Raw genomic sequence first — 23,209 nt, forward strand, 5'->3', positions numbered from 1 at the left:
TCCGGGGCCCGGCCCGGTCGTACGAGGCCGGGGAACCGCCTGCGTACGGCGGTCCCCGGCCCCACCGGAGCGGCCACGCGTGTACGGCGCGCGCCGCCCGCGTCCGGTCCGGATACGCCACCGGCCGTACACCTGGCTCCGCCATTGCGGTGGATCCCGCCGGTTCCGTACGGCCGGTTCCGGCAGCCGTACGGCGTAGTACGGGTGCCCCAGTCCCGCGGCGGCCAGGTCGCGCAGGTCCCGGGCATGCGTCCGTACGGCGCCACCCCGCCCCGGGCGGGCCGGTCCGGGGCCGACCGCCTCCCGTCCGGCGTGCCCTTCGCGGCCGGACCGGTGAAACAACAAGCCGTCCGGCGGGTACGGGTGTTCCCATGACGGCCGATTCCAGTGCGCCACCCACCGCCACTGCGCCTCCCACCGCCACGTACCGGCTCCAGCTCCAGCCGGACCTGCCCTTCGCCGCGGCCGAGAAGGCCGTGCCGTACCTCGCCGCGCTGGGCGTCTCGCACCTCCACCTCTCCCCCGTGCTGGAGGCGGCGCCCGGGTCCACGCACGGCTACGACGTGGTGGACCACTCGGAGGTACGGGCCGAGCTGGGCGGCGAGGAGGGCCTGCGCGCGCTGGCCGCGACGGCCGCGGCGCACGGACTGCGGCTGGTGGTGGACACCGTGCCCAACCACATGGCCGTCCCGGCGCCGGAGTCGCTGAACGCGCCGCTGTGGGCGGTGCTGCGGGACGGCCCCTCGTCCCCGTACGCCCGCTGGTTCGACATCGACTGGGACGGCGGGCACGGCGGACGGGTGCTGCTGCCGGTGCTGGGCGGGCGGCTGGGCGACGAACTGGGGAACATCCGGCTCGACGGCGACGTACTGCGCTACCACGACCACGCCTTCCCCGTCCGGCCCGGCACCGAGCGGCTGCCGCTGCCCCGCCTGCTGGACGCCCAGTGGTACCGCCTCGCCTGGTGGCGGCTGGCCCGCAGCGAGATCAACTACCGGCGGTTCTTCACCATCTCGGAGCTGATCGGCGTACGGGTCGAGGACGCGGAGGTCTTCGAGGCGACCCATGCCACGCTGCTGCGGCTGATGCGCGACGGTGTCATCGACGGGCTGCGCGTCGATCACCCGGACGGCCTGGCCGCCCCCGGCGACTACCTCGCCCGGCTGCACACCGCCACCGGCGGCCGCTGGACGGTGGCCGAGAAGATCCTGACCGGCCGGGAGCAGTTGCCGCGCGGCTGGCGGTGCGCGGGCACCACCGGCTACGACGCGCTGCGCCACCTCGACGGCCTGTTCGTCTGCCCGCTCGGCTCCGGGCGCCTGTTCAGCGTCTACCGCGACTTCGTCGCCCCGCTCGCGGACGCGGGCGGCGACTGGGAGGAAACGGTACGCCGCGCCGCCTACGAGGTGGTCACCCACGACCTCGCCGCCGAGGTCGAACGGCTGGTGCGCACCGCGGGCCGGATCAGCGACCGGGCGTCCCACCAGGGCGACCACGCGCCGTGGGCGCTGCGCACCGCCGTCCGTGAACTGCTGGTCCGGCTGCCCGTCTACCGCCCGTACGCCACCGACGGCGCCGGAGCACGCGACGCGCGGCGCGGCGAGCAGGACGCGGCGATGCTGGCCGAGGCCGCCGCGCGGGCGCGTACGGTCTTCCGCGCGCCGGAGGAGGCGCTGGCGGTGGACCTGGTGCGCGACCTCGCGCTCGGCCTGCTCGGGGACGACCCGGACTGCGCGGACTTCAGCGCGCGCTTCGCCCAGACGTCGTCCGCGCTGCGCGCCAAGTCCGTGGAGGACACCGCCTTCTACCGTTACGTGCCGCTGCTGTCGGCCTGCGAGGTCGGCGCCGACCCGGGGGCGCCCACGGTCGGCGTCGACACCTTCCACGCGTACTGCGCCCGCATCCAGCGGGACTGGCCGCTGACCTCGACGGTGCTCTCCACCCACGACACCAAGCGCAGCGCCGACGTGCGGGCGCGGATCGCCGTCCTGACCGAATGCCCGGACCGGTGGCGGGAGCTGCTGCGCCGGGTGTCCGCCGGGCCGGCCGGGGGCGAGGGGCCGCAGCCGCCGGACCAGCACCTGGCGTGGGTGGCCTGGCAGACCGCCTTCGGCCTCGGCAAGCCGTCCGCCGAACGGCTGATCCCGTCGGTGCTGAAGGCCGTACGCGAAGCGGGGCTGCACACGTCCTGGACGGACCAGGACGCCGGGTACGAGGAGGCGGTCGGCGACTTCCTGCGGGCCGGCCCGTGTGGACCGGCGGCGTCCTCGCTGACCGAACTGGCCGCCGGGCTCGCGCCGTACGTCCGCGCCAACGTGCTCAGCGCGACCCTGCTGCACCTGACCATGCCCGGCGTACCCGATCTGTACCAGGGCACCGAGACCGAGTACAACGCCCTGGTCGACCCCGACAACCGCCGCCCGCCCCGGCTCCGCGCCGACCTGCTGACCGAACTCGACGGCGGCACGGAACCGCAGGATCTGTCCGCCGAGAAACTGCTGCTGACCGCCACCGCTTTGCGGCTGCGGCGGGCCCACCCCGAGTGGTTCGGCGTCGAGGGCACGTACACCCCGCTGCACGCCGACGGCACGGGGGCCGGCCACTGCCTGGCCTTCGCCCGCGCCGGGCGGGTGGTCACGGTGGCCACCCGGCTCTCCCTCCGGCTGGCCGAGGACGGCGGCTGGCGCGACACGGAACTGACGCTGCCGGGCAGGTCTACGGGCACGGCCACGAGCGCCGGTACGGCTACGGCGACGAGTACGGGCTGGCGCGAACTGCTCACCGGGCGGGAGGTGCACCGGCCCGTGGTGTGCCTGCGGGAGCTGCTGGGGCGGTACCCGGTGGCGCTGCTCGTCGCGGAGGACTGAGGGAGGGCCCGCGCGGACGGACGAGGCCCGGGCGGCGGCTGCTCCGCGCGGAACCGCGGGTGCGGCAACAGGCGTCTGTGGCGGCAGACGTCCGTCTCCCGGCCGAGTCCAAGGAGTGCACCTCATGCGCGTCCACCTCAGCGCGGACATGGAAGGCGTCACCGGGCTGGTCGACGCGGAAGACGTCCAGCCCGGCGGGCGGGACTACGAGCGCGGACGGCTGATGATGGCGGAGGACGTCAACGCCGCCGTCCGCGGTGCCGTCGCGGCCGGCGCGACGGAGGTGGTCGTCAACGACGCGCACGGGCCGATGCGCAACCTGCTCCCCGAAGCCCTGCACCCGGCGGCCCGCCTCATCCGGGGCGAAGCGAAGCAGATGGGGATGCTCGAAGGACTCACTCCGGGGCACGACGCCATGATCTTGATCGGCTATCACGCGCGGGCGGGCGCGCCCGGCGTACTGAGCCACAGCTTCATGGGCCACGAGATCGAGGACATCTGGCTGGACGGCCGCCCCGTGGGCGAGATCGGCCTTGCGCAGGCCACCGCGGCCGCACTCGGGGTGCCCGTCGTGGCGCTCACCGGCGACGACGGGGCCTGCGCGGAGATGCGGGAGTGGGACGAACGGGTCGCCACCGTCGCCGTGAAGCACGCGCACGATCGTTTCGCCGCCGCGCTGCTGCCGCCCGCGGAAGCCCGCCGGGCCATCGAGGAAGCGGTCGCCGAGGCCCTCTCGGCGCCCCTCCCGGAGCCCGTCCCGCCGCCGGACCCGAGCACGCTCACCGTCCGCTGGCAGTCCGCCTCGGTGGCGGTCACGTTGCTCGGCATACCGGGGGTGACCTCGGTGGACAGCCGGACCGTCCGGGCTCGCGGGCCGCTCACCGACCTGTACCGGCTCTTCGGCGTGTGGATGCGGGTCGCGGCCTCGCTGACCGACCAGGCGCCGTACTGTTGAGCCCTGCCGCCTGCTGAGCCCTGCCGTCGGGCCGTACCGCTGCGCCGCACCGCCGATCAGCGCGCCCTGGGGCCCTCATCGGCCGCGCCGCCACCCGGCATCAAAACCTCCCCAAGGAGCGTGACGAACCGCGCGGCCGCCCCGGTGGGCGGCACCCGGGAGAAGGCGGTGATCTCGCGGCGCCACGGCGGGTCGGTGGGAACGGCGGTGCAGTCCAGGCCGGTCAGCTCGTGGGCGGCGGTGATCAGGACGCCCACGCCGGCCGCGGCCATCCGGACCGCCGTGGACGTGTGCTGCGTACGGACGGCCGTACGGGGCGTGAAGCCGGCCCGTTCGCACTCCACGTCCAGCCACCGCCGGCCCGCGAAGACCGGTTCCAGCGCGCAGCGCACCCACGGCCGGTCGGCCACTTCCCCGATCCGGACGGCGGCGCGCCCGGCGAGCGGGTCGCCGGGAGGCAGGACCATCACCATCTCTTCCGTGCCCACGACGGTGACCGGGCCCGGCCACTGCTCGGGCCGCGGCCCCACCGCCAGATCGGCGACGCCGCGCTCCATGTGCGCGAACAGGTCCTCGGTGGTGGCGTATTCGTGCAGGACGAGGCGCACACCGCCGTACTCGCGCCCCCAGCGCGCGCAGACCTCCGGGAGGACGCCGACGGCGTGCGCGTGCACCGTCGCGAGGTGCAGCTCGCCGTTCTCGGCCCCGGCCGTCGCCAGCGCGGCGCGGCGGGCCTGCTCGGCGCTGCGTACGGCGAGTTCGGCGTGCGGGAAGTAGGCGCGGCCCATGGGCGTCAGGCGGACGCCGCGCGGCATCCGCTCCAGCAGCGGGCCGCCGACCTCCCGTTCCAGGGCCTTGATCTGGTGGGACAGCGCGGACTGGGTGACGTGCAGCAGCTCGGCCGCCCGGGTGAAGGACCCCTCCCCGACGACCGAGACCAGATATTCCATCTGCCGCAGACTCACGACCGACCGCCCCCTCGCATCCCGCCATGAACGTTCCTCATCGCCCCCATGGAAACATTGCCTTGGACTCATGACGGGAGGCGGGCGGAGGCTGACCGCATGAGAAACACGCAGCACGGCAGCGGCAACGGCAGCGACGGCGAGACCGATGTGATCGTCATCGGTGGCGGCACCGGCGGCTACAGCACAGCCCTGCGGGCCGCCGCCCTCGGGCTACGGGTGGTCCTCGCCGAGCGGGGCCTCGTCGGCGGCACCTGTCTGCACCGCGGCTGCATCCCCAGCAAGGCAATGCTGCACGCGGCGGAACTGGTGGACGGCATCGCGGAGGCGCGCGAGCGCTGGGGCGTGAAGGCGACGCTCGACGCCGTGGACTGGGACGCGCTGACCGCCACCCGCGACGGCATCGTGACACGCAACCACCAGGGCGTCGAAGGGCACTTGAAGCGCGCCGGGGTGCGTGTGGTGCGCGGCAGCGCGCGCCTGACCGGCACGCGCTCCGTCTTCGTCGAGGCTCCGGACGGCGGGGAGTTCACCGCCCGGCGCGGCGTCGTCCTGGCCACCGGCTCCCGCCCGCGCCTGCTGCCCGGCCTCGTACCCGACGGCCGTACGGTCGTCACCAGCGACGACGCCCTGTTCGCGCCAGGACTGCCGGACTCCGTCCTGGTGCTGGGCGGCGGCGCGATCGGCGTCGAGTACGCGTCCTTCCACCGGTCCATGGGCGCCCGGGTGACCCTCGTGGAGGCCGCCGGCCGGCTGCTGCCCCTGGAGGACGAGGAGGTGAGCCGCCACTTGGCGCGCGGTCTGAAGAAGCGCGGCATCACGGTCCGTACGGACGCGACGCTGACCGGGGCCGACGTCACGGAGTCCGGTGTACGGGCCACCGTCCGTACCGCCAAGGGCGAGGAGACCGTCGAGGCCGAACGCCTGCTCGTCGCGGTCGGCCGGGTGCCGGTGACCGACGGCCTGGACCTGGCGGCCGCCGGACTGGCCACCGACGGGCGCGGCTTCGTGCCGCCGGCCGACTGGTCCCGGCTGGAGACCGCCGTCCCCGGCATCCACGTCGTGGGCGATCTGCTGCCGCCCCCGTCCCCCGGCCTGGCGCACGCCTCCTTCGCCGAGGGCCTGCTGGTCGCCGAGACGCTGGCCGGCGTCCCGACCCGCCCGGTGGATCACGCGACCGTGCCGCGCGTGACGTACTCCTCCCCCCAGACCGCCTCCGTCGGCCTGACCGAGGCCGAGGCACGGGCGCGGGGACTGGCCGTCCGGGTCAACACCCTGCCGCTGACGGCGGTGGCGAAGGGCATGGTGCACGGGCAGGGCGGGGTGGTGAAGGTCGTCGCGACGGCGGAGGGCACAGGCACCGGGGCCGTGCTCGGCGTCCACCTGGTCGGTCCGCACGTCTCGGAAATGATCGCCGAGAGCCAGCTAGTGGTGGCCTGGGACGCCGACCCGTCCGACGTCGCCCAGCACATCCACGCCCACCCCACCCTGTCCGAAGCGGTCGGCGAAACGTTCCTGACGCTGGCGGGGCGGGGATTGCACCAGCACTGAGCAGCACCCGTGCCTCCTTCGGCAGCCCGCCCGTACCCGGTGGCCTGGCCTACCCGGTGCTACGCGTCGTACAGCGCGGCCTGTGCGTAGGCGAGGTGCACATCCAGCAGTCCGGTGTCCGCGCGGTATCGGCCGGTGTTGTGGTCGAGGGCCACCTTCCTCCGTCCGCCGTCGGCCCGCATGCGCCAGCGCGCGCGATGGGGTGTGCTCCACAGGGAACCGCTCGGGTGCAGGTCGCCGTTGAGAAGATGGAGCAGCGCCAGGACGGCCCAGACCGGCGAGAACGCCCAATAGGCGACCCAGCCGAGGACATCGCCCTTACAGGCGATCGCGCTGCTCTGCCTGACCGCGTCCTCGATGCGCCATGACTGGCGTATTCCCCACGGGGAACGCCCGCGCACTATCCGGCCGATGAAGTGGCCGGAGCTGTCGTGCACCGCGTACACGGTCCGCACGCCTAGGGCCGGGGCAGCGCGGTGAAGCGCTGCGCGAAGGTCTCGTCCTCGCGTTCCCGGACGGCTGTCCGCCGGCTCCTGGTGAGGCGTGACACGTGATGACGGCCGGCCAGTGTCTCAGAACGCGATCACTCGCCCCCGGCGAGCCACGCCCCCCGAAAAGGAGTTGCGCCACCCCGCCCGTCCGTCCACCATCGGCGCGTACGACTCGCACCTCTGTGTACGGCTCGTACGCCCGCGTACGGCCCGTCCCGTACGCCCCGCGCACGGAAACCCCGTGCGCGCCCCGGACCTCAGGCAGGAGCAACGGAATGCGCCGAAACCTCGGAACTACTCAGCGCCCTTACCGGACGACAGTTCTTGAGGTCTCGACCACCCATGCACACCCTGAACATCGGCATTCTGGCCCACGTCGACGCGGGTAAGACCAGCCTGACCGAGCGGCTCCTGTACGCGACCGGCGCCATCGAGCGGCTCGGCAGTGTGGACGCCGGGGACACCCGGACCGACAGCGGCGCCATCGAGCGTGCGCGCGGCATCACGATCCGGTCCGCGGTCGCCTCCTTCACATCGGGCGACGTCCAGGTCAACCTGATCGACACCCCCGGGCACTCCGACTTCATCGCCGAGGTCGAGCGTGCCCTGGGCGTTCTGGACGGTGCCGTGCTGCTCCTGTCCGCCGTCGAAGGCGTACAGGCGCGGACGCGTGTCCTGATGAAGACGCTGCGGCGGCTGCGGCTGCCCACCCTGCTGTTCGTCAACAAGATCGACCGGGCGGGCGCGCGGACCGACGCGCTCGTGGCGGACATCCGCCGTACCCTGGCGCCGCACGTCGTCCCGATGGCCGCCGTGCGCGACGCGGGCACCCCGGACGCGCGGACGACGCCGCTGCGTCCGGAAACGCCCGCCGTACGGGCCCGGCTGACCGAACTCCTCGCCGACGCCGACGAGGAGATCCTCGCCCGCGCCGTGGACGGTCCGCCGCCCACCCCGGACGAACTGCTGGCCGCGCTGGCCGCCCGTACCGCGGACGGCTCGGTGCATCCGCTGTACTTCGGGTCGGCGATCGGCGGGCAGGGGGTCGGCGCGCTCATCGACGGCATGACCCGGCTGATCCCGCCGACGCCCGGCAGCGCCGGCGCCCCGCCGCGTGGCACGGTCTTCGCCGTCCAGCGCGAGCCGGGCGGCGGGAAGAGTGCCTACCTGCGGCTCTACGACGGCGAGGTGCGGCCGCGCCGGCCGGTCGTGCTGCACCGCCGGGAACCGGACGGCACGGCCGCCCGCGTCGAGGGACGGATCACCGCGCTGGAGATCGTGGGCCGCCCGCCGGGTGACCAGGCGCCGCTGACGGCCGGCAACATCGCGGTGCTGCGCGGCCTGCCCGGCGTACGGGTCGGCGACCGGCTGGGGGACGAAGCGCCCGGCACGCACCGGGAGGACGGCGAGGCGCTGTTCTCCCGCCCGACCCTGGAGACCGTGGTGCGCGCCCGGCGCCCGGCGGATGCCGCCCGGCTGCGCGCCGCGCTGCTGGAGCTGGCGGAGCAGGACCCGCTCATCCACGCCCGGCCGGCCGACTCCGGTGCCACCTCGGTCCTCCTCTACGGGGAGGTGCAGAAGGAGATCATCGCGGCCACGCTCCTCCAGGAGCACGGCATCGCGGCGGACTTCACCCCCAGCCGGGTGATGTGTGTGGAACGGCTCCTGGGCACCGGCGAGGCGTACGAGGAGATCACCGGACGCGACCACGTCGGCTGGTGGGCGACGGTCGGCCTGCGCGTCGAGCCCGGCCCCCGCGGCTCCGGCCCGCACTTCACCTACGAGACCGAACTGGGCGCGCTGCCGCACGGTTTCCACCAGGCGGTGGAGGACACGGTGTACGCGTCGCTGCGCGAGGGGCCGCAGGGCTGGGCGGTCACGGATTGCCGGGTCGTACTGACCCGTTCCGGTTTCGTGGGACCGGTCAGTACGGCCGGGGACTTCCGCGGGGTCACGCCGGTCGTCCTGGCGCGTGCGCTGCGCCGGGCCGGTACGCGGGTGTACGAACCGTGCCACTCCTTCGAGGCGGAGGTGCCGCTCGACACCATCGCCCCGGTCACCGCGCATCTCGCGGCCCTGGGCGCGGAGTTCGACGACACCTCGGACACCGGCGGCCGCTGGCTCCTCACCGGCACCCTCCCGGCCCGCCGGCTCCCCGACGCCGAGCGGCGGCTGCCGGGGCTCACCCACGGCGAGGGCACCTGGTGGTCCCAGCCGGCGGGCCCGGCGGGCGACCGGCCGGTGCCGCAGGGGGCGCCGTACGCCTCGGCGCCGTCGTGATCCAAGCCCCGGCGGCCCGGGCGGCTACGGCTGCTGCTCCCCCTCGGTGAGGACGTAGTCGACGCGGCCGAACGCCACGTGGTCGCCGGGGCGGACCAGCACCTCTCCCACCACCCGGCGACCGTTGACGCAGGTGCCGTTGGTGGAGCCGAGGTCGCGCAGGAACCAGCCGCCGTCCGCGCTGCGCAGTTCGGCGTGGGCGCGCGAGACGGTGTCGTGGTTCAGCCGCAGGCCCGAGCCGGGGGCGCGCCCTATGCGGAGGGGGAACGGTCCCGGCGCGGGCAGCAGCAGTTTCGGCAGCCGCTCGCGGCGCCACGCCCTGCGGACCATGATGTTGAACGACGACACCTTGCCCACCGCGCGCAGCACGGCGCCCTCGACCCGGCCCCGGGAGGCCAGGTCGGCGGTGGCCGCGGCGAGTTCGGCGTGCTGACGGGCGGTGAGCACCAGTTCCAGCCGCCGCAGGAACGTGTCCTGGGACAGCCTGCCTTGCGCCGCGCCTTCGCGCAGCAGTTCCAAGGCGCGTTCCCGGTCGGCTTCCGACGGGCGCGCCGGTCGGGCCGGGAACTCCAGCGATGTCATGCCGGAGATTGTCCGGTGCCCGCGCGCCGGTGTCCAGCCGGGCGGGCCGGTGCGGAGCCCGGCGGGTGGCCGTACGGACCTGCCGGAAAACCGTGGCGCGACGCCGGCGGTCCGGGCTACGCTCTGCGCCGGCCCTGGACGAGGAGAGACGAGGGAAGGAGGCGAGCGCCGTGCCGACGTACCCGTTCCCGCGCTCCCGCTCCGCCCACCGGCCGTTCCGGGCCGGAACCGGGCTGGTCTCGATCTGATCCCGGGCTGATCCCAGCTTGTCGGGAGCGCATCGACCGCCTTCCGAGAGGATCTCATGACCGAGTTGGTCATCCGCGCGCTCACCGAGAGCGACGCCTACCTGTTCGACACGCTGGACGACCCCACCGCCGGTCTCGTCGGCCATCTGCCCTTCGGCCACCGCTGCGTGACGGCCGCCCAGGGCGGCCAGTACCGCCCCGAGTGGACGTGGGTCGCCCTGCGCGACGGTGTCGTGGTGGCCCGTGCCGCCTGGTGGGCCGGGCCGGAGGACGCCCGGCCGGTCGCCCTGGACTGGCTGGACTTCGCGCCGGGCGAGTCGGACGCCGCCGTCCGGCTGCTGCGCACCGCTCCCCTGCACGCCGAGTACGTCCTGCAACTGCCGCCCGGCTGGCGGGACCGGCCGGCGGTACGGGGCGCCGCCCGCGCCCGTACGGACGTGGCGGCCGCGGCCGGTCTCGTACCGCTGGTCGAACGTTTCCGCTACACCTGGACACCCGAGTGCGGGCTCCCGGAGCAGCCGGGGCGGCTGGTGTTCCGGCCCGAGCCCGACGACGGGGTGTTCCTGGACATTCTGCGGCGCGTCGAGACCGGTTCGCTGGACGCCCACGCCCGGCAGGCGATCGCCGAGGGCGGCGTCGAGCAGGCCGCCCAGGAGGAGCTGGCCTTCTTCCGCTGGTGCCCGTCGCCGCGTGACTGGTGGCGGGTCGCCTGGACGGCCGAACCCGCGCGGGGCGGTGAGCCAGTGGGGCTGCATGTGCCCGCCCGCAACCTCCGGTCGCCGGTCATCGGGTTCATCGGCGTCGTACCGGAGCACCGCGGCCGGGGGTACGGCTACGACCTGCTGGCCGACTGCACCCGCCACCTCGCGGAGCACGGCGCGGAACGGATCGTCGGCGAAACGGACCAGCCGAACGTCCAGATGGCGGCGGCTTTCGCCAAGGCGGGGTACCCGATGACGCAGGAACGTGCATTCTTCGTCTGAGAGCGGGCGGAGAGCTGTGCGTCCGTCGAGCGGGCGGAGGGTTTTCCGCCCGTAGGCCGGGCGAGGGAGGACAGCCGTGCTGTTCGAGGTGTGGGCACCGAACGCAGGACGGGTCGCGCTGCATTTCGTGACGCCCCGCGACGGGGACGCCGACGGGACGGGGGGCGAGGATCCCGCCCTCACGACGGGGCACGCCGCGGCGACGGGGTACGTCCGTACGGGGCAGGTCTCCGCCGAGCACGTCCCCATGGAGCGCGATCCCGGCCGTACGGGGTGGTGGCGGGCCGACGTACCGGCCCGCCACGGTGACCGTTACGGCTTCCGCCTCGACGACGGGCCACTTTTGCCCGACCCGCGCGCGGCCCGGCTGCCCGACGGGCCGGACGGGCCGGGCGCGGTGGTCGAGCACGGCCGGTTCGCCTGGCGGCACGCGTGGCCCGGCCGTCCCTTGCCGGGCGCGGTCCTGTACGAGCTGCACACGGGGACGTTCACCGGCGCCGGTACCTTCGACGCCGCCGTCGAACGCCTGCCGCACCTCGCCCGCCTGGGCGTCACCCACCTCGCCCTGATGCCCGTGTGCCCGTTCCCCGGGACGCACGGCTGGGGGTACGAGGGGGTCGCCCCCTGGGCCGTGCACGAGCCGTACGGAGGCCCGGACGGGCTCAAGCGGCTGGTCGACGCGGCCCACGGGCACGGCCTGGGCGTCGTCCTGGACGTCGTGCACAACCATCTGGGCCCGTCCGGCAACCATCTGCCCGCCTTCGGGCCGTACTTCACGGAGACCCATCACACGCCGTGGGGCGCGGCGGTCAACCTCGACGCGCCCGGGTCGGACGAGGTCCGCGCGTACTTCATCGGGAGCGCGCTCTCCTGGCTGCGGGACTACCGGATCGACGGTCTGCGCCTCGACGCCGTACACGCTCTGATCGACACCCGGGCCCGTCACTTCCTGGCCGACCTGTCCGCCGCCGTCGACGCCCTTTCCACACACCTGCGGCGGCCGTTGTTCCTCATCGCCGAGTCGGACCTCAACGACCCGCGCACCCTCGCCCCGCGCGCGGGCGGCGGCCACGGCCTGCACGCCCAGTGGAACGACGACTTCCACCACAGCCTGCACACCGCGCTGACCGGCGAGTCCCAGGGCTACTACGCCGACTTCGCCCGCGCGCCGCTCGCCGCCCTCGCCAAGACGCTGACCGGCGGCTTCTTCCACGACGGTACGTATTCCAGCTTCCGCGGCCGCCGGCACGGCAGTCCCCTGGACCGGCGTGCCACCGCCGCGCACCGTCTGCTGGCCTACGCCCAGACGCACGACCAGATCGGCAACCGGGCGCTCGGGGACCGGCAGGCCGCCGGCCTCTCCCCCGGGCTCGTCGCCTGCGGGGCCGCGCTGGTGCTGTGCTCCCCGTTCACGCCGATGCTGTTCATGGGCGAGGAGTGGGCGGCCCGTACGCCGTGGCAGTTCTTCACCGACCACACGGACCCGGAGCTGGCCGAGGCGGTACGGACCGGGCGCCGCCGCGAGTTCGCGGCGCACGGCTGGCGGGAGGCGGACATCCCCGATCCGCAGGACCCGGCCACACGGGACCGCTCCTGCCTGGACTGGTCGGAGCCGGAGCGCACGCCGCACGCCGCACTGCTGGCCTGGTACCGCACCCTGCTGGCGGTGCGCGCCGCCCAGCCGTCGCTCACCGACCCGGACATGACACACACCGAGGTCACGTACGACGAGGAGGCCCGCTGGCTGGCCCTGCGGCGCGGGCCGGTGCGGGTGGTGGTGCACCTGGGCGCGGACGGCACGGCGGAGGTGCCGGGCGGGAGTGGGCGGGAGCGGGTGCTCGCGGCGTGGCCGGACGCCCCGGACACCGTCACGGCCGGCCCGGACGGCGTCCTGAGACTTCCGCCCGAGTCGGCCGTGGTGCTGTCGGACGAGGAGTGACCTGCTCCCGGCCGGACCGGGGTCAGCTCTTGAACTCCTTGACGAACGTGTCGCAGAACGCCTTGAGGTCGTCCGGCTTGCGGCTGGTGATGAGCTTGTTGGGGCCGCCGGTGCAGACCTTGACCTGCTCGTCCACCCAGGTGCCGCCGGCGTTCCGGATGTCCGTGCGCAGGCTCGGCCAGGACGTCAGCGTACGGTCGCGCACCACGTCCGCCTCGATCAGCGTCCACGGCGCGTGGCAGATCGCCGCGACCGGCTTGCCCGCGTCGAAGAAGCCGCGGGCGAACGCCACGGCCTTCTCGTTCATCCGCAGCGCGTCCGGGTTGGCGACACCGCCGGGCAGCACCAGCCCGTCGAAGTCGCCGACCTGGGCCTGGTCCACGGTCTGGTCCACGGGGAAGGTGTCCGCCTTGTCCAGGTGGTGGAACGCCTGGACAAGGCCGGACTCGGTGGAGACGAGCTTCGGGGTGCCGCCGGCGTCGATCACCGCCTGCCACGGTTCGGTCAGCTCGACCTGCTCGATGCCTTCGGGTGCTACGAGAAACGCCACCTGCATGGCCGCTCATCCTTTGCGTTCGTCCTGCGTTGCGAAGGGGTGTTCCCTTTGCGGTCTTCTTTTCGCATCCCCGGTCGTAACCGGGCAAAAACGTGCCAAATGGGAGGTGATTCCTCCTCGGGAAGCGGGTACCGGGATGCGTCACCCCGTAAACGGGATGGCCGGATCCGCTGGCCCGACTGTCCACCGGCGGCCCACCTCGTGGACACTGCGTACATGCCCCTCCGTATCGCCGACCTCCTCGCCCGCCCCGAGCTGAACCTGTCGGTGACCTACGACGTCCCGGCCGCGCTGCTGGACCGCAGCGTCGAGGCCGCGACCGTCTCCGACCTGCTGCACCCGGGCAAGTGGTTGCAGGGCGGCGAGCTGCTGATGACGATCGGCCTGGTGCTGCCGATGGAACCGGCGGCCTGCCAGGCGTACGTCCGCGACGTCACCGAGGGCGAAGCCGCCTGCCTCGCGCTCGGCCTCGGCACCGGGCTCCCGTACCAGGAAGCCCCCGCGCCGCTGGTCGACGCGGCGCGCGAGGCGGGCCTGCCGCTGCTCACGGTCCCCGACGAAGTGCCGTTCATCGCGGTCACCAAAGCCGTGTTCGACGCGCGCGCCGACGAGCAGCAAGCGGTGCTGCACCGGGCGTTCGCGACGCAGCGGCGGCTGACCGCGGCGGCCACGGACAGCGGGCTGCGGCCGATGCTGGAGGAGTGGACCGCCGCCACGGGCGTCGGAGCGGCGGTGCTCGATCCGCTCGGACGGCTGCTCGCCACGGGCGGCGGTCAGCGGCCCCCGTCCCCGGCAGCCGCCCGTGACCTGGTCGAACGGGTCGCCGCACGCGGTCTGCGCGGCAGCGCGTCCAGCACGGCCGGCGGGCGCCATCTGGAGGTGCAGCCGCTCGGCGCCCGGCGGCTGCGCGGTCTGCTGCTGCTCACCGGCAGCCCGGACGCGGCGGCCCGCGCCGTGGTCCCCGGCCTGGTCTCACTGCTCTCGCTGGAGTTGGAGCGCCGCCACCTGATGGACGAACCGGAGCGGCGCCGCAGGTCGGCGCTCCTCGCGGAGCTGCTGTCCGACGAGGAGGGACCGGCGGGCCGGGCGCACGACATCCTGGCCGCCGCCGGGCTCCACGACGACCGGGTGCGCGGCCTCGTCGTCGAGCCGCCGGCCGCCGGTCCGGCGGACAGCGGGCCGCACGACATCGCCGCCGACCTGGCGCTGGCCGTGCCCGGCGGCCTGGTCCGGGTGGCGGAGAGCGGGCTCGTGGAGGCCGTGGTGGGCGGGGGCCTGGACGTCCGCGACGTACTCGGCCGGTTCGCGCCGCGCTGCCCCGCGGGCATCGGCCCGCTCGCCCCGCCGGACGCGGTACGGGTCTCGCTGCGGCAGGCGGCGGGGCTGCTCGGCGTCAGCCGGGCGAGCGGGGTGCCCGAGGAGGCCCGGCAGAGCGCGGCGAGCAGGCTGCTCCTGGACCTCGGCGACCGCCGTACGCTGCACGGTTACGCCGACGCCGTACTCGGCCCGCTCGACCTGGCCGACCACGGCGAGGAACTGCTGACGACGCTCGCGGCCTGGCTGGAGGCCGGCGGCGCGTGGGACGCGACCAGCCGCCGCCTCGGCGTGCACCGGCACACCGTACGCAACCGGCTCGACAAGGCGATGGACCTGACCGGACGCCGCCTCGACGACCCCGACGACCGTTTCGACCTGTGGCTGGCCACCCGCATCCGGAGCGGCGGTGACCTCCCGCAGGGCGGTGCGGGGCGGTCCTGACGGCGGGAGCGCGGCGGTTCCGGCGACCGGGCGGGCGGTCCTGACGGCCGTGGCGGGACGGGCTCGGCGACCGGGCCGGGCGGTCACAACGGCCGCCTCCGGACCCGGATGTGTCCAACAGCCCACCCCCCGGCATGTCCACGCCCCGGCTTCCTGTCCTACCGTCAGGTCATGCAGATCCCATGCTCCGAAGCAGACCGCACCGCCGAGGCCGACCGGGAAGGGGCCGCGCCCGGCAGGCTGATGGCCATCAGCGACCTGCACATCCGCTACGAGGAGAACCGCGCGATCGTCGACCGGCTGCGGCCCGCCTCGGACGCCGACTGGCTGCTGGTGGCCGGGGACATCGGCGAGTACGTCGCGGACATCCGCTGGGCGCTGACCGTGCTCAGCAGCCGTTTCGCCAAAGTGATCTGGGTGCCCGGCAACCACGAGCTGTGGACCCCGTCCAACGACCCCGTGCAACTGCGCGGGGTCCGGCGCTACGAGCACCTGGTGGAGATCTGCCGGGAGCTGGGCGTGCTGACGCCCGAGGACCCCTACCCCGTCTGGGAGGGCGAGGGCGGCCCGGCGGTGATCGCCCCGCTCTTCGCGCTGTACGACTACACCTTCCGGCCGCCCGGCACCCACACCAAGGAGGCGGCGCTGGCGGTCGCCGAGGAGGCCGGGGTGGTCTGCACGGACGAGTTCTTCCTGCACCCGGACCCGTACCCGACCCGGGAGGCGTGGTGCCGGGCCCGGGTGGCGGCCACCGAGGCGCGGCTCGCCGAGATCCCCGAGGACCTGCCCACGGTGCTGGTCAACCACTGGCCGATCGTCCGCGAGCCCACCGCGCCGCTGTGGCACCCGGAGTTCGCCCTGTGGTGCGGCACCGAGGCCACCGCCGACTGGCCGCGCCGGTTCCGCGCCGCCAGCGTCGTCTACGGCCATCTGCACATTCCGCGCACCATCGAGGTGGACGGCATCCCGCATGTGGAGGTGTCCCTGGGCTACCCGCGCGAATGGCGCCGCCGCAAGGCGGCTCCGGGGCAGCAGGTGCAGATCCTGCCTGCCGTGGCGCGGGCGCCGCAGTTCTGACGGAGCGAAGCAGCCGGGAGCGGGTACGCACCGTACGGCCGCCGGGCCGGCACCGCGCCGGGCCCGGCGGCCCCGTGGTCAGCTCCCGTCCGGCGGCCCTGTGATCAGCCCTCGTCCGGCGCCAGCCGCACCGAGATGGAGTTGATGCAGTACCGCTGGTCCGTCGGGGTCGGGTAGCCCTCCCCCTCGAAGACATGGCCGAGGTGGGAGCCGCAGCGGGCGCAGCGGACCTCCGTGCGGACCATGCCGTGCGAGCGGTCCTGGAGGAGCTCGACGGCGTCGCTGTCCTTCGGGTCGTAGAAGGACGGCCAGCCGCAGTGGCTCTCGAACTTGGTCTCCGAGCGGAACAGTTCGGCACCGCAGGCGCGGCAGGAGTAGACGCCCGCCGTCTTGGTGTCGGTGTACTCACCGACGAACGCGGGCTCCGTGCCGCCCTGGCGCAGGACCTGGTACTCCTGCGGGGTCAGCTCGGCGCGCCACTGCTCGTCCGGCTTGTCGATCTCGTACGGCATGAGTCCCTCTGCTTCCTATCGGTTCCGCAGGCGCGCGAGGATCTGCGGGCCGAGTTCGGTCACGTCGCCCGCGCCCATGGTGAGAACAAGGTCGCCGGGCTCGGCCATTCCTGCCACCACCTCGGGAATCGCGGACATGTCGGACTCGGCGGTCACCCGGGCGCCCTTGGCCCGGGCCGCGTCGATGATCAGGGCGCTGGTGACGCCCGGGACCGGGTCCTCACGGGCCGGGTAGATGTCCAGCACGACGGAGGCGTCGGCGAGGGTGAGCGCCTCGCCCATCTCCTTGCCCAGCTCCTGGGTGCGGGAGAAGAGGTGCGGCTGGAAGACGACCAGGACGCGGGAGCCGGTGGCGGCGCCGCGGATGGCCTCCAGGTCGGCGGTCATCTCGGTGGGGTGGTGCGCGTAGGAGTCGATGACCTGCACGCCGGCCGCCTCGCCCTGGAGCTGGAGGCGGCGCTTGACGCCGGTGTACGTGCCGAGCGCGGAGGCCAGGTTGTGCGGCGGGAGGCCGAGCGCGGTGCCGGCGGCGAGGGCCGCGACGGCGTTCAGGGCGTAGTGCCGGCCGGGTACGGAGACGGTGAAGGTGAGGACCTTGCCGTTGGCGAGGACGACGGTGACCTCGCTGGTCAGCCCCCGCTGGTTGATCTTGTGGACCCGTACGTCGGCGTCCTCGGCCTCGCCGTAGGTGACGATCTCGATGTCCAGGCGGCCGGAGAGGCGGGCGGTCAGCTCGCGGGCGCCGGGGTGGTCGGCGGAGACGACCAGGGTGCCGCCGGGGCGGATACGGCCGGCGAAGGTCTCGAAGGACTCGTAGATCTCGTCCATCGAGGCGTAGTTGGCGTGGTGGTCCAGCTCCACGTTGAGGACGATGGCGACCTCGGGCGCGTACTTGTGGAAGCTGCGGTCGCTCTCGTCCGCCTCGGCCACGAAGATCTCGCCGCTGCCGTGCTCGGCGTTGGAGCCGGGGGCGTCCAGGTCGCCGCCGATCGCGTACGACGGGGACAGGCCCAGCGAGCCGAGGGAGACGGCCAGCATGGAGGTGGTGGTCGTCTTGCCGTGGGTGCCGGCCACGGCGATCGGGCGCAGGCCGTCCATCAGGGCGGCGAGCGCGTCGGAGCGGTGCACGACGGGGATGCCGCGCTCGCGGGCGGCGGCCAGCTCCGGGTTGTCGTCGCGGATCGCGGAGGAGACGACGACGCTGGTGGCGTCCTCGGCCAGGTGGGCGGCGGCGTGCCCGAGGTGGACCGTGGCGCCGGCGTCGCGCAGGGCGCGGACGGTCGCCGACTCCTTGGCGTCGCTGCCCGCGACCCGGGCGCCGCGCTGCGCGAGGATCTTCGCAATGCCGGACATCCCGGCGCCGCCGATGCCGATGAAGTGCGGTCGGTCCATCGCGTCGGGGATGCCCGGGGACGGTGCCATGCGTCAGTCTCCTGCTCGTCGATCTCTTCGGTCCGTACGCGCACGATTCTCGCACCCGGCACCGACAGCCCGTGCCGGGCGGGCCGGGGTACCGGTTCAGCGGCGGATCAGCCCGCGCGCGGTGGCCGCGGCGACCGCCGACGTACGGGAGTCGACGCCCAGCTTGGCGTAGATGTGCACCAGGTGGGACTTGACGGTGGCCTGGCTGAGGAAGAGCCGCTTGCTGATCCGGGCGTTGGACAGGCCGTCGGCGACCAGTTGCAGCACCTCGGTCTCGCGCCGGGAGAGGGCCGTGGCGGGCGCCCGCATCCGGTCCATCAGGCGCAGGGCGACGGTCGGCGCGAGGGCGGACTTGCCGGCCGCCGCGGTACGGACGGCCGCGGCCAGCTCCTCGGGCGGCGCGTCCTTGAGGAGGTAGCCGGTGGCCCCGGCCTCGATGGCGGCGAGGATGTCCGCGTCGGTGTCGAACGTGGTCAGGACGAGGACGCGCGGGGCGTCCTCGCGGGCGGTGATGGCGGCGGTGGCCTGCGAGCCGAGCATCCGCCCGCCGAACTGGAGGTCCATCAGGACGACGTCGACGTCCGGCCGGGCGGCCCGTTCGACGGCCTCCTCGGCCGTGGGGACGTCCGCGACGACCTCGAAGTCCGGCTCGGTCTCCAGGACGGCGCGCAGTCCGGCCCGTACGACCGGGTGGTCGTCGGCGAGGAGGAGGCCGATGGTGGTGGTATCGGGGCCGGGGCCGGTCTCGGGGCGGTGGGTCACGCGGTGGCCTGTTCGGGAGGGGGTTCGGGGGCGTCGGGGGCGGCCGGTTGTGCGTACGGCAGGGTGACGGCGACCGCCGTGCCCTCGCCGGGCGCCGACTCCACGGCCAGCGTGCCGCGCAGCGCGCGGGCGCGGGCGCGCATCGCGGCCAGCCCGAAGCCGGTGCCTTCGGCGGCGCCGGAGCCGGGGGACGGCACCGCGTCGGGCGCGAAGCCCGTCCCGTCGTCCACCACGTCGAGGGCGACCTCGGTGTCCATGTAGGAGAGGGTCAGCTCGGCCCGGCCGGCGTGCGCGTGCTGGACGGCGTTGGCCAGTGCGGACTGCGCGATGCGCAGCAGCGCGACCTCGTGCGGGGTGGGCAGCTCGACGGGCGCCCCGGAGACCTGGCAGTGCACGGCCAGGCCGGAGGAGCGCGCGGTGGTGGCGCACAGCCGTTCCAGGGCGGCGGGCAGGGTCCCGGCCTCCAGGTCGGGCGGGCTGAGCGCCCGGACGAAACGGCGGGCCTCGGCGAGGTTGTCGACGGCGGCCTGCCGGGCCTGCCGGACGTGGCCGAGCGCGGTGGCGCTGTCCGGCCGCCGCTCCATCGCCCGTTCCGCGGCCCGCAGCAGCAACTGGATGCTGGAGAGGCCCTGCGCGAGGGTGTCGTGGATCTCGCGGGCGAGCCGTTCCCGCTCGGCGAGCACCCCGGCGGCGTGCTCGGCGGCCGCGAGGTCGCTGCGGGCCGCGGTCAGCTCCTCGATGAGGCGGCGGCGCTGCTCGCTCTCCCGGTAGAGGGCCTGGTAGCCGAGGACGACGGCGACGGCGACCGCCGCGCCCAGCGCGGGGCCGACGACCGTACCGACGGTGAGCGTACGGGTGTGCCAGCCGAACCCGCCGATCGCGACGAGGGTGGTGACCAGGACGGCGGGCAGCGCCCAGCGCAGCGGGAGCAGGTGGAGCTGGACGAAGAAGAGCGGGAAGGCGAGCCAGACGCCGAGGGGCGTGAGGGCGAGCAGCACGGCCCACACCGCCATGACGGCGGCGAGCCAGAGCACCGCGACGGCCGTCGAGGTGCGGACCGGCGGCAGCGTGGGGCCGACCGCGTACACGGCGAGCAGCAGGACGGCGGCGCCGACGACGGCCGGGGCGTCCGGGCTGTGGTCGGCGACGGCCCGTACGGCGGCGAGCGCCAGCAGGGCGGCCACCATCAGGTGCAGGCAGCCGCGCAGCACCCGCAGGGCGGGGGTCAGGGAGTGGGGAGTCACAGCCCTTCCAGGCTAGGCGCCCGGACGCGTACCGGCATCAATCAAAAGGTGGAGGGCGGACCCGGCCTTTCGATGCGGGTGAAGCACTCCGGGGCGCGATGCCCGGCGCCCCCTCCCCGGGCGACGGTGGGGGCAGCCGCCGGGCACCGGGCCCGGCGCCCCTCGGAAGGATGGCCCAGCCCCCGTGTTCGTCGCCTGGAGAGACCTGAGATTCGCCAAGGGCCGGTTCGCCCTCATGGGCACCGTCATCGTGCTGATCACGGTGCTGGTGGGGCTGCTGTCCGGCCTGACGGCGGGCCTGGGCCGGGAGAACACCTCGGCCCTCACCTCGCTGCCCGCCGACCGCCTCGCCTTCGCCGCGCCCCTGGACGGCGGCGACGACGTCTCGTTCACCGACTCGCACGTCGACAGGCGGACCTGGGAGTCCTGGGCGAAGGTGCCGGGCGTCGGCTCGGCGGAGCCGCTGGGGATCGGTACGGCCAAGGCCACGGCGGGCGGCGGCACGGACCGGCGGACCGCCGCGCTGTCCGCCTTCGGGGTACGGCCCGGCTCGCACCTGGCGCCCGGGGCCGGACGGATCGCGGACGGCTCGGCGGTGCTGTCCGCGAAAGCCGCGGACGAGCTGGGCGTACGGGCCGGCGGCACGTTCACACTGAACGGGCGGACGCTGACGGCCGCCGCGGTGGCGGGCGAGGCCATGTACAGCCACACGCCGGTGGTCTGGACGTCGCTGGACGACTGGGCAGGGGTGGCCGGGGGTTCCGCTTCCCGGACCTCCGGCGGCGGGGCCGACTCGGCCACCGTGGTCGCCCTCACCACCTCCTCGGACGCCGCGCTGGCCGCCGCCGACCGGCAGCTCGGCACCCGTACCGTCACGACCGGCGAAGCGCTGAACGCCATCGGCTCGTACACCGCGGAGAACGGTTCCCTCCAGCTCATGCGCGGCTTCCTCTTCGCCATCTCGGCGCTGGTCATCGGCGCGTTCTTCACGGTCTGGACGATCCAGCGCAGCGGCGACGTCGCGGTGCTCAAGGCGCTCGGCGCGCCCACCCGCTACCTGCTGCGGGACGCGCTCGGCCAGGCGGTCGTCCTGCTGGTGATCGGTACGGGCGTGGGCACCGCGCTCGCGGCCGCGGCCGGCGCGGCCGTCGGCGGCACCGTGCCGTTCGTCCTGGACCCGGCCACGGTCCTGGTCCCGGCCCTGGTCATGATCGCGCTGGGGGCCGTCGGCGCCGCGCTGTCCATCCGCCGCATCACGGCCGTCGACCCGCTGACGGCGCTGGGGAGCGCGCGGTGAGACCGGCGGGTTTCCCCTTCCCGAACGGTATCCGTGAAAGCGTTTCCCCGCCCGGACCGCTCCACCCGGACTGTTCCACGCGCAATTTCCGGAGCGGCCCGGCGTACGGCCTTCGCCATTCGGGAACCGGTGCCGGGAATTCCGGCGCGGGCCCTGGTCCCCGTTCCGATTCCGGTCCAGGTCCCGATTTCGGCCCCGATCCCGTACCGCTCCGTACGGATACGGATTCCGATTCCGCGAACGCGAAAGACCGGACCGTACAGCGCTCCCCCGCCCCGCGCCCCACCCGATTCCCTACTCAGCGACGGACCTCATGAAGACGAACCCCGCCACCCCCCGGCCCCACACGAGCCCCGCAACCGGAACCGCCCCCTCCGCCGGTCTCGCCCTCACCGGTGTCACCCTCACCTACCCGGACGGCGCCGGCCGCCTCACCGCCCTCGACGACGTGACGCTGACCGTGCCGCCGGGGTCCGTGACCGCCGTGGTCGGGCCCTCCGGCTCCGGCAAGTCCAGCCTGCTGGCGGTGGCCGCCACGCTGATCACCCCGGAGGCCGGGCGGGTGGTGATCGACGGTACGGACACCACCGGGATGAGCCGGGCCGAGCTGACCACGCTGCGCCGTACCCGCGTCGGCATGGTCTTCCAGCAGCCCAACCTGCTGCCCTCCCTGACGGCCGCGGAGCAGTTGCAGGTGATGGCGCACCTGGACGGCCGGACGCCGCGCGCCGCCCGGCCGCGGGCCCTGGAGCTGCTCGACGCGGTCGGTCTGGCCGACCAGGCGGCGCGCCGCCCGCACCAGCTCTCGGGCGGCCAGCGGCAGCGGGTCAACATCGCCAGGGCGCTGATGAACGAGCCGGCCGTCCTGCTGGTCGACGAGCCGACCAGCGCGCTGGACCACGAGCGCGGCGCCGCCGTCCTCGACCTGCTCACCACGCTCACCCGCCGGCGCGCCACCGCGACCGTCCTGGTCACGCACGACCGCGCCCACCTGGACGCGGTGGACGCGGTCGCGGAGATGCTGGACGGGCGGCTCGGCCGACTGCCGGACGGGCGGCTCAGCCTCCGGCGGAATCCCCGGCGGAGCCGTCGGCCGGGCCCTTGACCGGGTTGTGCGCCACGTCCTGGGCCGGGTCGTCGGCCGCGTGCGAGAAGAGCTTCAGCACGGGCACGCCGACCTTGTGCCGGGCGCGGGAGGCCCAGTCGCGGTGGAAGAACTCCTCGACGAAGTGCGGGGCGGTCAGCACGATCACCTCGTCGGCACCGGTCTCGTCGACGACCGACCGCAGCAGGTCCAGCGGGTGGTCCTCGACGACCTGCCCGATCGCCTCGGCGCCCGCCTCCCGCAGGGCGTGCAGGGTGTAGGACAGGGCGCGCTCGGCGGGCGGCTCCGCCTGGTCGCCCTCCGGCTCGTCGCCTTCCCGTACGGCGTCCTCGAACTCGCCCAGGGCGACATCGTCGATGGCCCTGAGCAGGCGGTCCTGATTGCCGCGCGGCTGCATGAGGACGACGAAGGAGACCTGGTCGTCGCCGTGCAGCGTGGTGACGAACTCCACGTCGGCGGGCGTCAGGGGCTTCTCGATCATCAATACGCTCGTGAACACGGCGGGCGCCCTTCTTCTCATCTCTCGCGGCCCGTCCGGGGAGCGGACCGACAGAAACCATCCTGCCCCGTCGCCACACGGGACCTGTTGGCCTTTAGTGTGCCCAGCGGAAGCTA

At 74.3% G+C, this 23,209-nt stretch carries 19 protein-coding genes; 10 read left to right on the plus strand and 9 right to left on the minus strand.

The genetic code is table 11. The features are described from left to right. Positions 1–371: 371 nt before the first annotated feature. Positions 372–2,867, plus strand: coding sequence for a malto-oligosyltrehalose synthase (gene treY, locus EJG53_RS08680; protein ID WP_125044370.1), 2,496 nt, complete (start codon positions 372–374; stop codon positions 2,865–2,867). Positions 2,868–2,991: 124 nt separating this feature from the next. After that, positions 2,992–3,822, plus strand: a complete 831-nt coding sequence (locus EJG53_RS08685) for a M55 family metallopeptidase (protein WP_125044371.1) — start codon at positions 2,992–2,994, stop codon at positions 3,820–3,822. A gap of 56 nt (positions 3,823–3,878) precedes the next feature. On the opposite strand, the gene EJG53_RS08690 is transcribed toward EJG53_RS08685, so the two are convergent. Next, positions 3,879–4,787 carry a LysR family transcriptional regulator gene (locus tag EJG53_RS08690; protein WP_125044372.1) on the minus strand — a complete coding sequence of 303 codons (909 nt, stop codon included), beginning with the start codon at positions 4,785–4,787 and terminating at the stop codon, positions 3,879–3,881. A gap of 99 nt (positions 4,788–4,886) precedes the next feature. Here EJG53_RS08690 and lpdA point away from each other — a divergent pair, with 99 nt between their 5' ends. Further along, positions 4,887–6,338 carry a dihydrolipoyl dehydrogenase gene (lpdA, locus tag EJG53_RS08695; protein ID WP_125044373.1) on the plus strand — a complete coding sequence of 484 codons (1,452 nt, stop codon included), beginning with the start codon at positions 4,887–4,889 and terminating at the stop codon, positions 6,336–6,338. Positions 6,339–6,397: 59 nt separating this feature from the next. On the opposite strand, the gene EJG53_RS08700 is transcribed toward lpdA, so the two are convergent. After that, positions 6,398–6,775 carry a hypothetical protein gene (locus EJG53_RS08700; protein ID WP_125044374.1) on the minus strand — a complete coding sequence of 126 codons (378 nt, stop codon included), beginning with the start codon at positions 6,773–6,775 and terminating at the stop codon, positions 6,398–6,400. Positions 6,776–7,171: 396 nt separating this feature from the next. Here EJG53_RS08700 and otr(A) point away from each other — a divergent pair, with 396 nt between their 5' ends. After that, positions 7,172–9,109 carry a tetracycline resistance ribosomal protection protein Otr(A) gene (otr(A), locus tag EJG53_RS08705; protein WP_125044375.1) on the plus strand — a complete coding sequence of 646 codons (1,938 nt, stop codon included), beginning with the start codon at positions 7,172–7,174 and terminating at the stop codon, positions 9,107–9,109. 24 nt (positions 9,110–9,133) lie between these two features. On the opposite strand, the gene EJG53_RS08710 is transcribed toward otr(A), so the two are convergent. Continuing rightward, positions 9,134–9,691, minus strand: a complete 558-nt coding sequence (locus tag EJG53_RS08710) for a DUF1707 and FHA domain-containing protein (protein WP_125044376.1) — start codon at positions 9,689–9,691, stop codon at positions 9,134–9,136. A gap of 304 nt (positions 9,692–9,995) precedes the next feature. On the opposite strand from EJG53_RS08710, the gene EJG53_RS08715 reads away from it, so the two are divergent. After that, positions 9,996–10,922: a GNAT family N-acetyltransferase gene (locus tag EJG53_RS08715; protein WP_125044377.1), complete on the plus strand. Its 927-nt coding sequence runs from the start codon at positions 9,996–9,998 to the stop codon at positions 10,920–10,922. Between the two features lie 76 nt (positions 10,923–10,998). Then, entirely contained in the window at positions 10,999–12,861 is a 1,863-nt protein-coding gene (gene treZ, locus EJG53_RS08720; RefSeq protein ID WP_125044378.1) for a malto-oligosyltrehalose trehalohydrolase, read from the plus strand. Between the two features lie 22 nt (positions 12,862–12,883). Here treZ and EJG53_RS08725 read toward each other — a convergent pair whose 3' ends face one another. Beyond that, on the minus strand, positions 12,884–13,417 hold the full coding sequence (locus tag EJG53_RS08725) for a type 1 glutamine amidotransferase domain-containing protein (protein ID WP_125044379.1): 534 nt from the start codon (positions 13,415–13,417) through the stop codon (positions 12,884–12,886). 216 nt (positions 13,418–13,633) lie between these two features. Between EJG53_RS08725 and EJG53_RS08730 the strand changes: the two genes are divergently transcribed. Together EJG53_RS08730 and EJG53_RS08735 are read left to right on the plus strand one after the other, a co-directional pair. Beyond that, a complete protein-coding gene (locus EJG53_RS08730; protein ID WP_125044380.1) occupies positions 13,634–15,175 on the plus strand; it encodes a PucR family transcriptional regulator in 1,542 nt (513 codons plus the stop codon). A gap of 171 nt (positions 15,176–15,346) precedes the next feature. Beyond that, on the plus strand, positions 15,347–16,252 hold the full coding sequence (locus tag EJG53_RS08735; RefSeq protein WP_125044381.1) for a metallophosphoesterase family protein: 906 nt from the start codon (positions 15,347–15,349) through the stop codon (positions 16,250–16,252). Between the two features lie 104 nt (positions 16,253–16,356). Here the strand turns inward: EJG53_RS08735 and msrB are convergent, their stop codons facing one another. The 4 genes from msrB to EJG53_RS08755 all read right to left on the minus strand — a co-directional run bounded on the left by msrB (position 16,357) and on the right by EJG53_RS08755 (position 20,135). Next, positions 16,357–16,764: a peptide-methionine (R)-S-oxide reductase MsrB gene (msrB, locus tag EJG53_RS08740; protein ID WP_125044382.1), complete on the minus strand. Its 408-nt coding sequence runs from the start codon at positions 16,762–16,764 to the stop codon at positions 16,357–16,359. Between the two features lie 15 nt (positions 16,765–16,779). After that, complete coding sequence (gene murC, locus EJG53_RS08745) at positions 16,780–18,186, minus strand: UDP-N-acetylmuramate--L-alanine ligase (RefSeq protein WP_125044383.1); 1,407 nt, start codon at positions 18,184–18,186, stop codon at positions 16,780–16,782. A 96-nt stretch (positions 18,187–18,282) separates the two neighbouring features. Next, on the minus strand, positions 18,283–18,948 hold the full coding sequence (locus EJG53_RS08750; RefSeq protein ID WP_125044384.1) for a response regulator: 666 nt from the start codon (positions 18,946–18,948) through the stop codon (positions 18,283–18,285). Then, positions 18,945–20,135, minus strand: coding sequence for a sensor histidine kinase (locus EJG53_RS08755; RefSeq protein WP_125049260.1), 1,191 nt, complete (start codon positions 20,133–20,135; stop codon positions 18,945–18,947). The genes EJG53_RS08750 and EJG53_RS08755 overlap by 4 nt, the downstream gene beginning before the upstream one ends. Positions 20,136–20,376: 241 nt before the next feature. On the opposite strand from EJG53_RS08755, the gene EJG53_RS08760 reads away from it, so the two are divergent. After that, the gene (locus tag EJG53_RS08760) at positions 20,377–21,489 is read left to right on the plus strand and encodes an ABC transporter permease (RefSeq protein ID WP_125044385.1); all 1,113 of its coding nucleotides are present in this window, start codon (positions 20,377–20,379) and stop codon (positions 21,487–21,489) included. 313 nt (positions 21,490–21,802) lie between these two features. Beyond that, positions 21,803–22,594, plus strand: a complete 792-nt coding sequence (locus EJG53_RS08765) for an ABC transporter ATP-binding protein (RefSeq protein WP_125044386.1) — start codon at positions 21,803–21,805, stop codon at positions 22,592–22,594. On the opposite strand, the gene EJG53_RS08770 is transcribed toward EJG53_RS08765, so the two are convergent. Then, the gene (locus EJG53_RS08770; RefSeq protein WP_125044387.1) at positions 22,548–23,075 is read right to left on the minus strand and encodes an indole-3-glycerol phosphate synthase; all 528 of its coding nucleotides are present in this window, start codon (positions 23,073–23,075) and stop codon (positions 22,548–22,550) included. The two genes, EJG53_RS08765 and EJG53_RS08770, sit on opposite strands and share 47 nt — an antisense overlap. Between the last annotated feature and the right edge of the window lie 134 nt (positions 23,076–23,209).

The organism is Streptomyces chrestomyceticus JCM 4735 (assembly GCF_003865135.1).
GTDB lineage: Bacteria > Actinomycetota > Actinomycetes > Streptomycetales > Streptomycetaceae > Streptomyces > Streptomyces chrestomyceticus.

Bases quoted from the DNA above. Each gene is read 5' to 3' on its own strand.
- EJG53_RS08735 (WP_125044381.1), top strand. From the start codon at position 15,347: ATGCAGATCCCATGCTCCGAAGCAGACCGCACCGCCGAGGCCGACCGG.
- treY (WP_125044370.1), top strand. From the start codon at position 372: ATGACGGCCGATTCCAGTGCGCCACCCACCGCCACTGCGCCTCCCACC.
- EJG53_RS08685 (WP_125044371.1), top strand. From the start codon at position 2,992: ATGCGCGTCCACCTCAGCGCGGACATGGAAGGCGTCACCGGGCTGGTC.
- lpdA (WP_125044373.1), top strand. From the start codon at position 4,887: ATGAGAAACACGCAGCACGGCAGCGGCAACGGCAGCGACGGCGAGACC.
- EJG53_RS08710 (WP_125044376.1), bottom strand. From the start codon at position 9,691: ATGACATCGCTGGAGTTCCCGGCCCGACCGGCGCGCCCGTCGGAAGCC.
- EJG53_RS08725 (WP_125044379.1), bottom strand. From the start codon at position 13,417: ATGCAGGTGGCGTTTCTCGTAGCACCCGAAGGCATCGAGCAGGTCGAG.
- EJG53_RS08715 (WP_125044377.1), top strand. From the start codon at position 9,996: ATGACCGAGTTGGTCATCCGCGCGCTCACCGAGAGCGACGCCTACCTG.
- EJG53_RS08765 (WP_125044386.1), top strand. From the start codon at position 21,803: ATGAAGACGAACCCCGCCACCCCCCGGCCCCACACGAGCCCCGCAACC.
- murC (WP_125044383.1), bottom strand. From the start codon at position 18,186: ATGGCACCGTCCCCGGGCATCCCCGACGCGATGGACCGACCGCACTTC.
- EJG53_RS08730 (WP_125044380.1), top strand. From the start codon at position 13,634: ATGCCCCTCCGTATCGCCGACCTCCTCGCCCGCCCCGAGCTGAACCTG.
- EJG53_RS08755 (WP_125049260.1), bottom strand. From the start codon at position 20,135: ATGGTGGCCGCCCTGCTGGCGCTCGCCGCCGTACGGGCCGTCGCCGAC.
- EJG53_RS08770 (WP_125044387.1), bottom strand. From the start codon at position 23,075: ATGATCGAGAAGCCCCTGACGCCCGCCGACGTGGAGTTCGTCACCACG.
- msrB (WP_125044382.1), bottom strand. From the start codon at position 16,764: ATGCCGTACGAGATCGACAAGCCGGACGAGCAGTGGCGCGCCGAGCTG.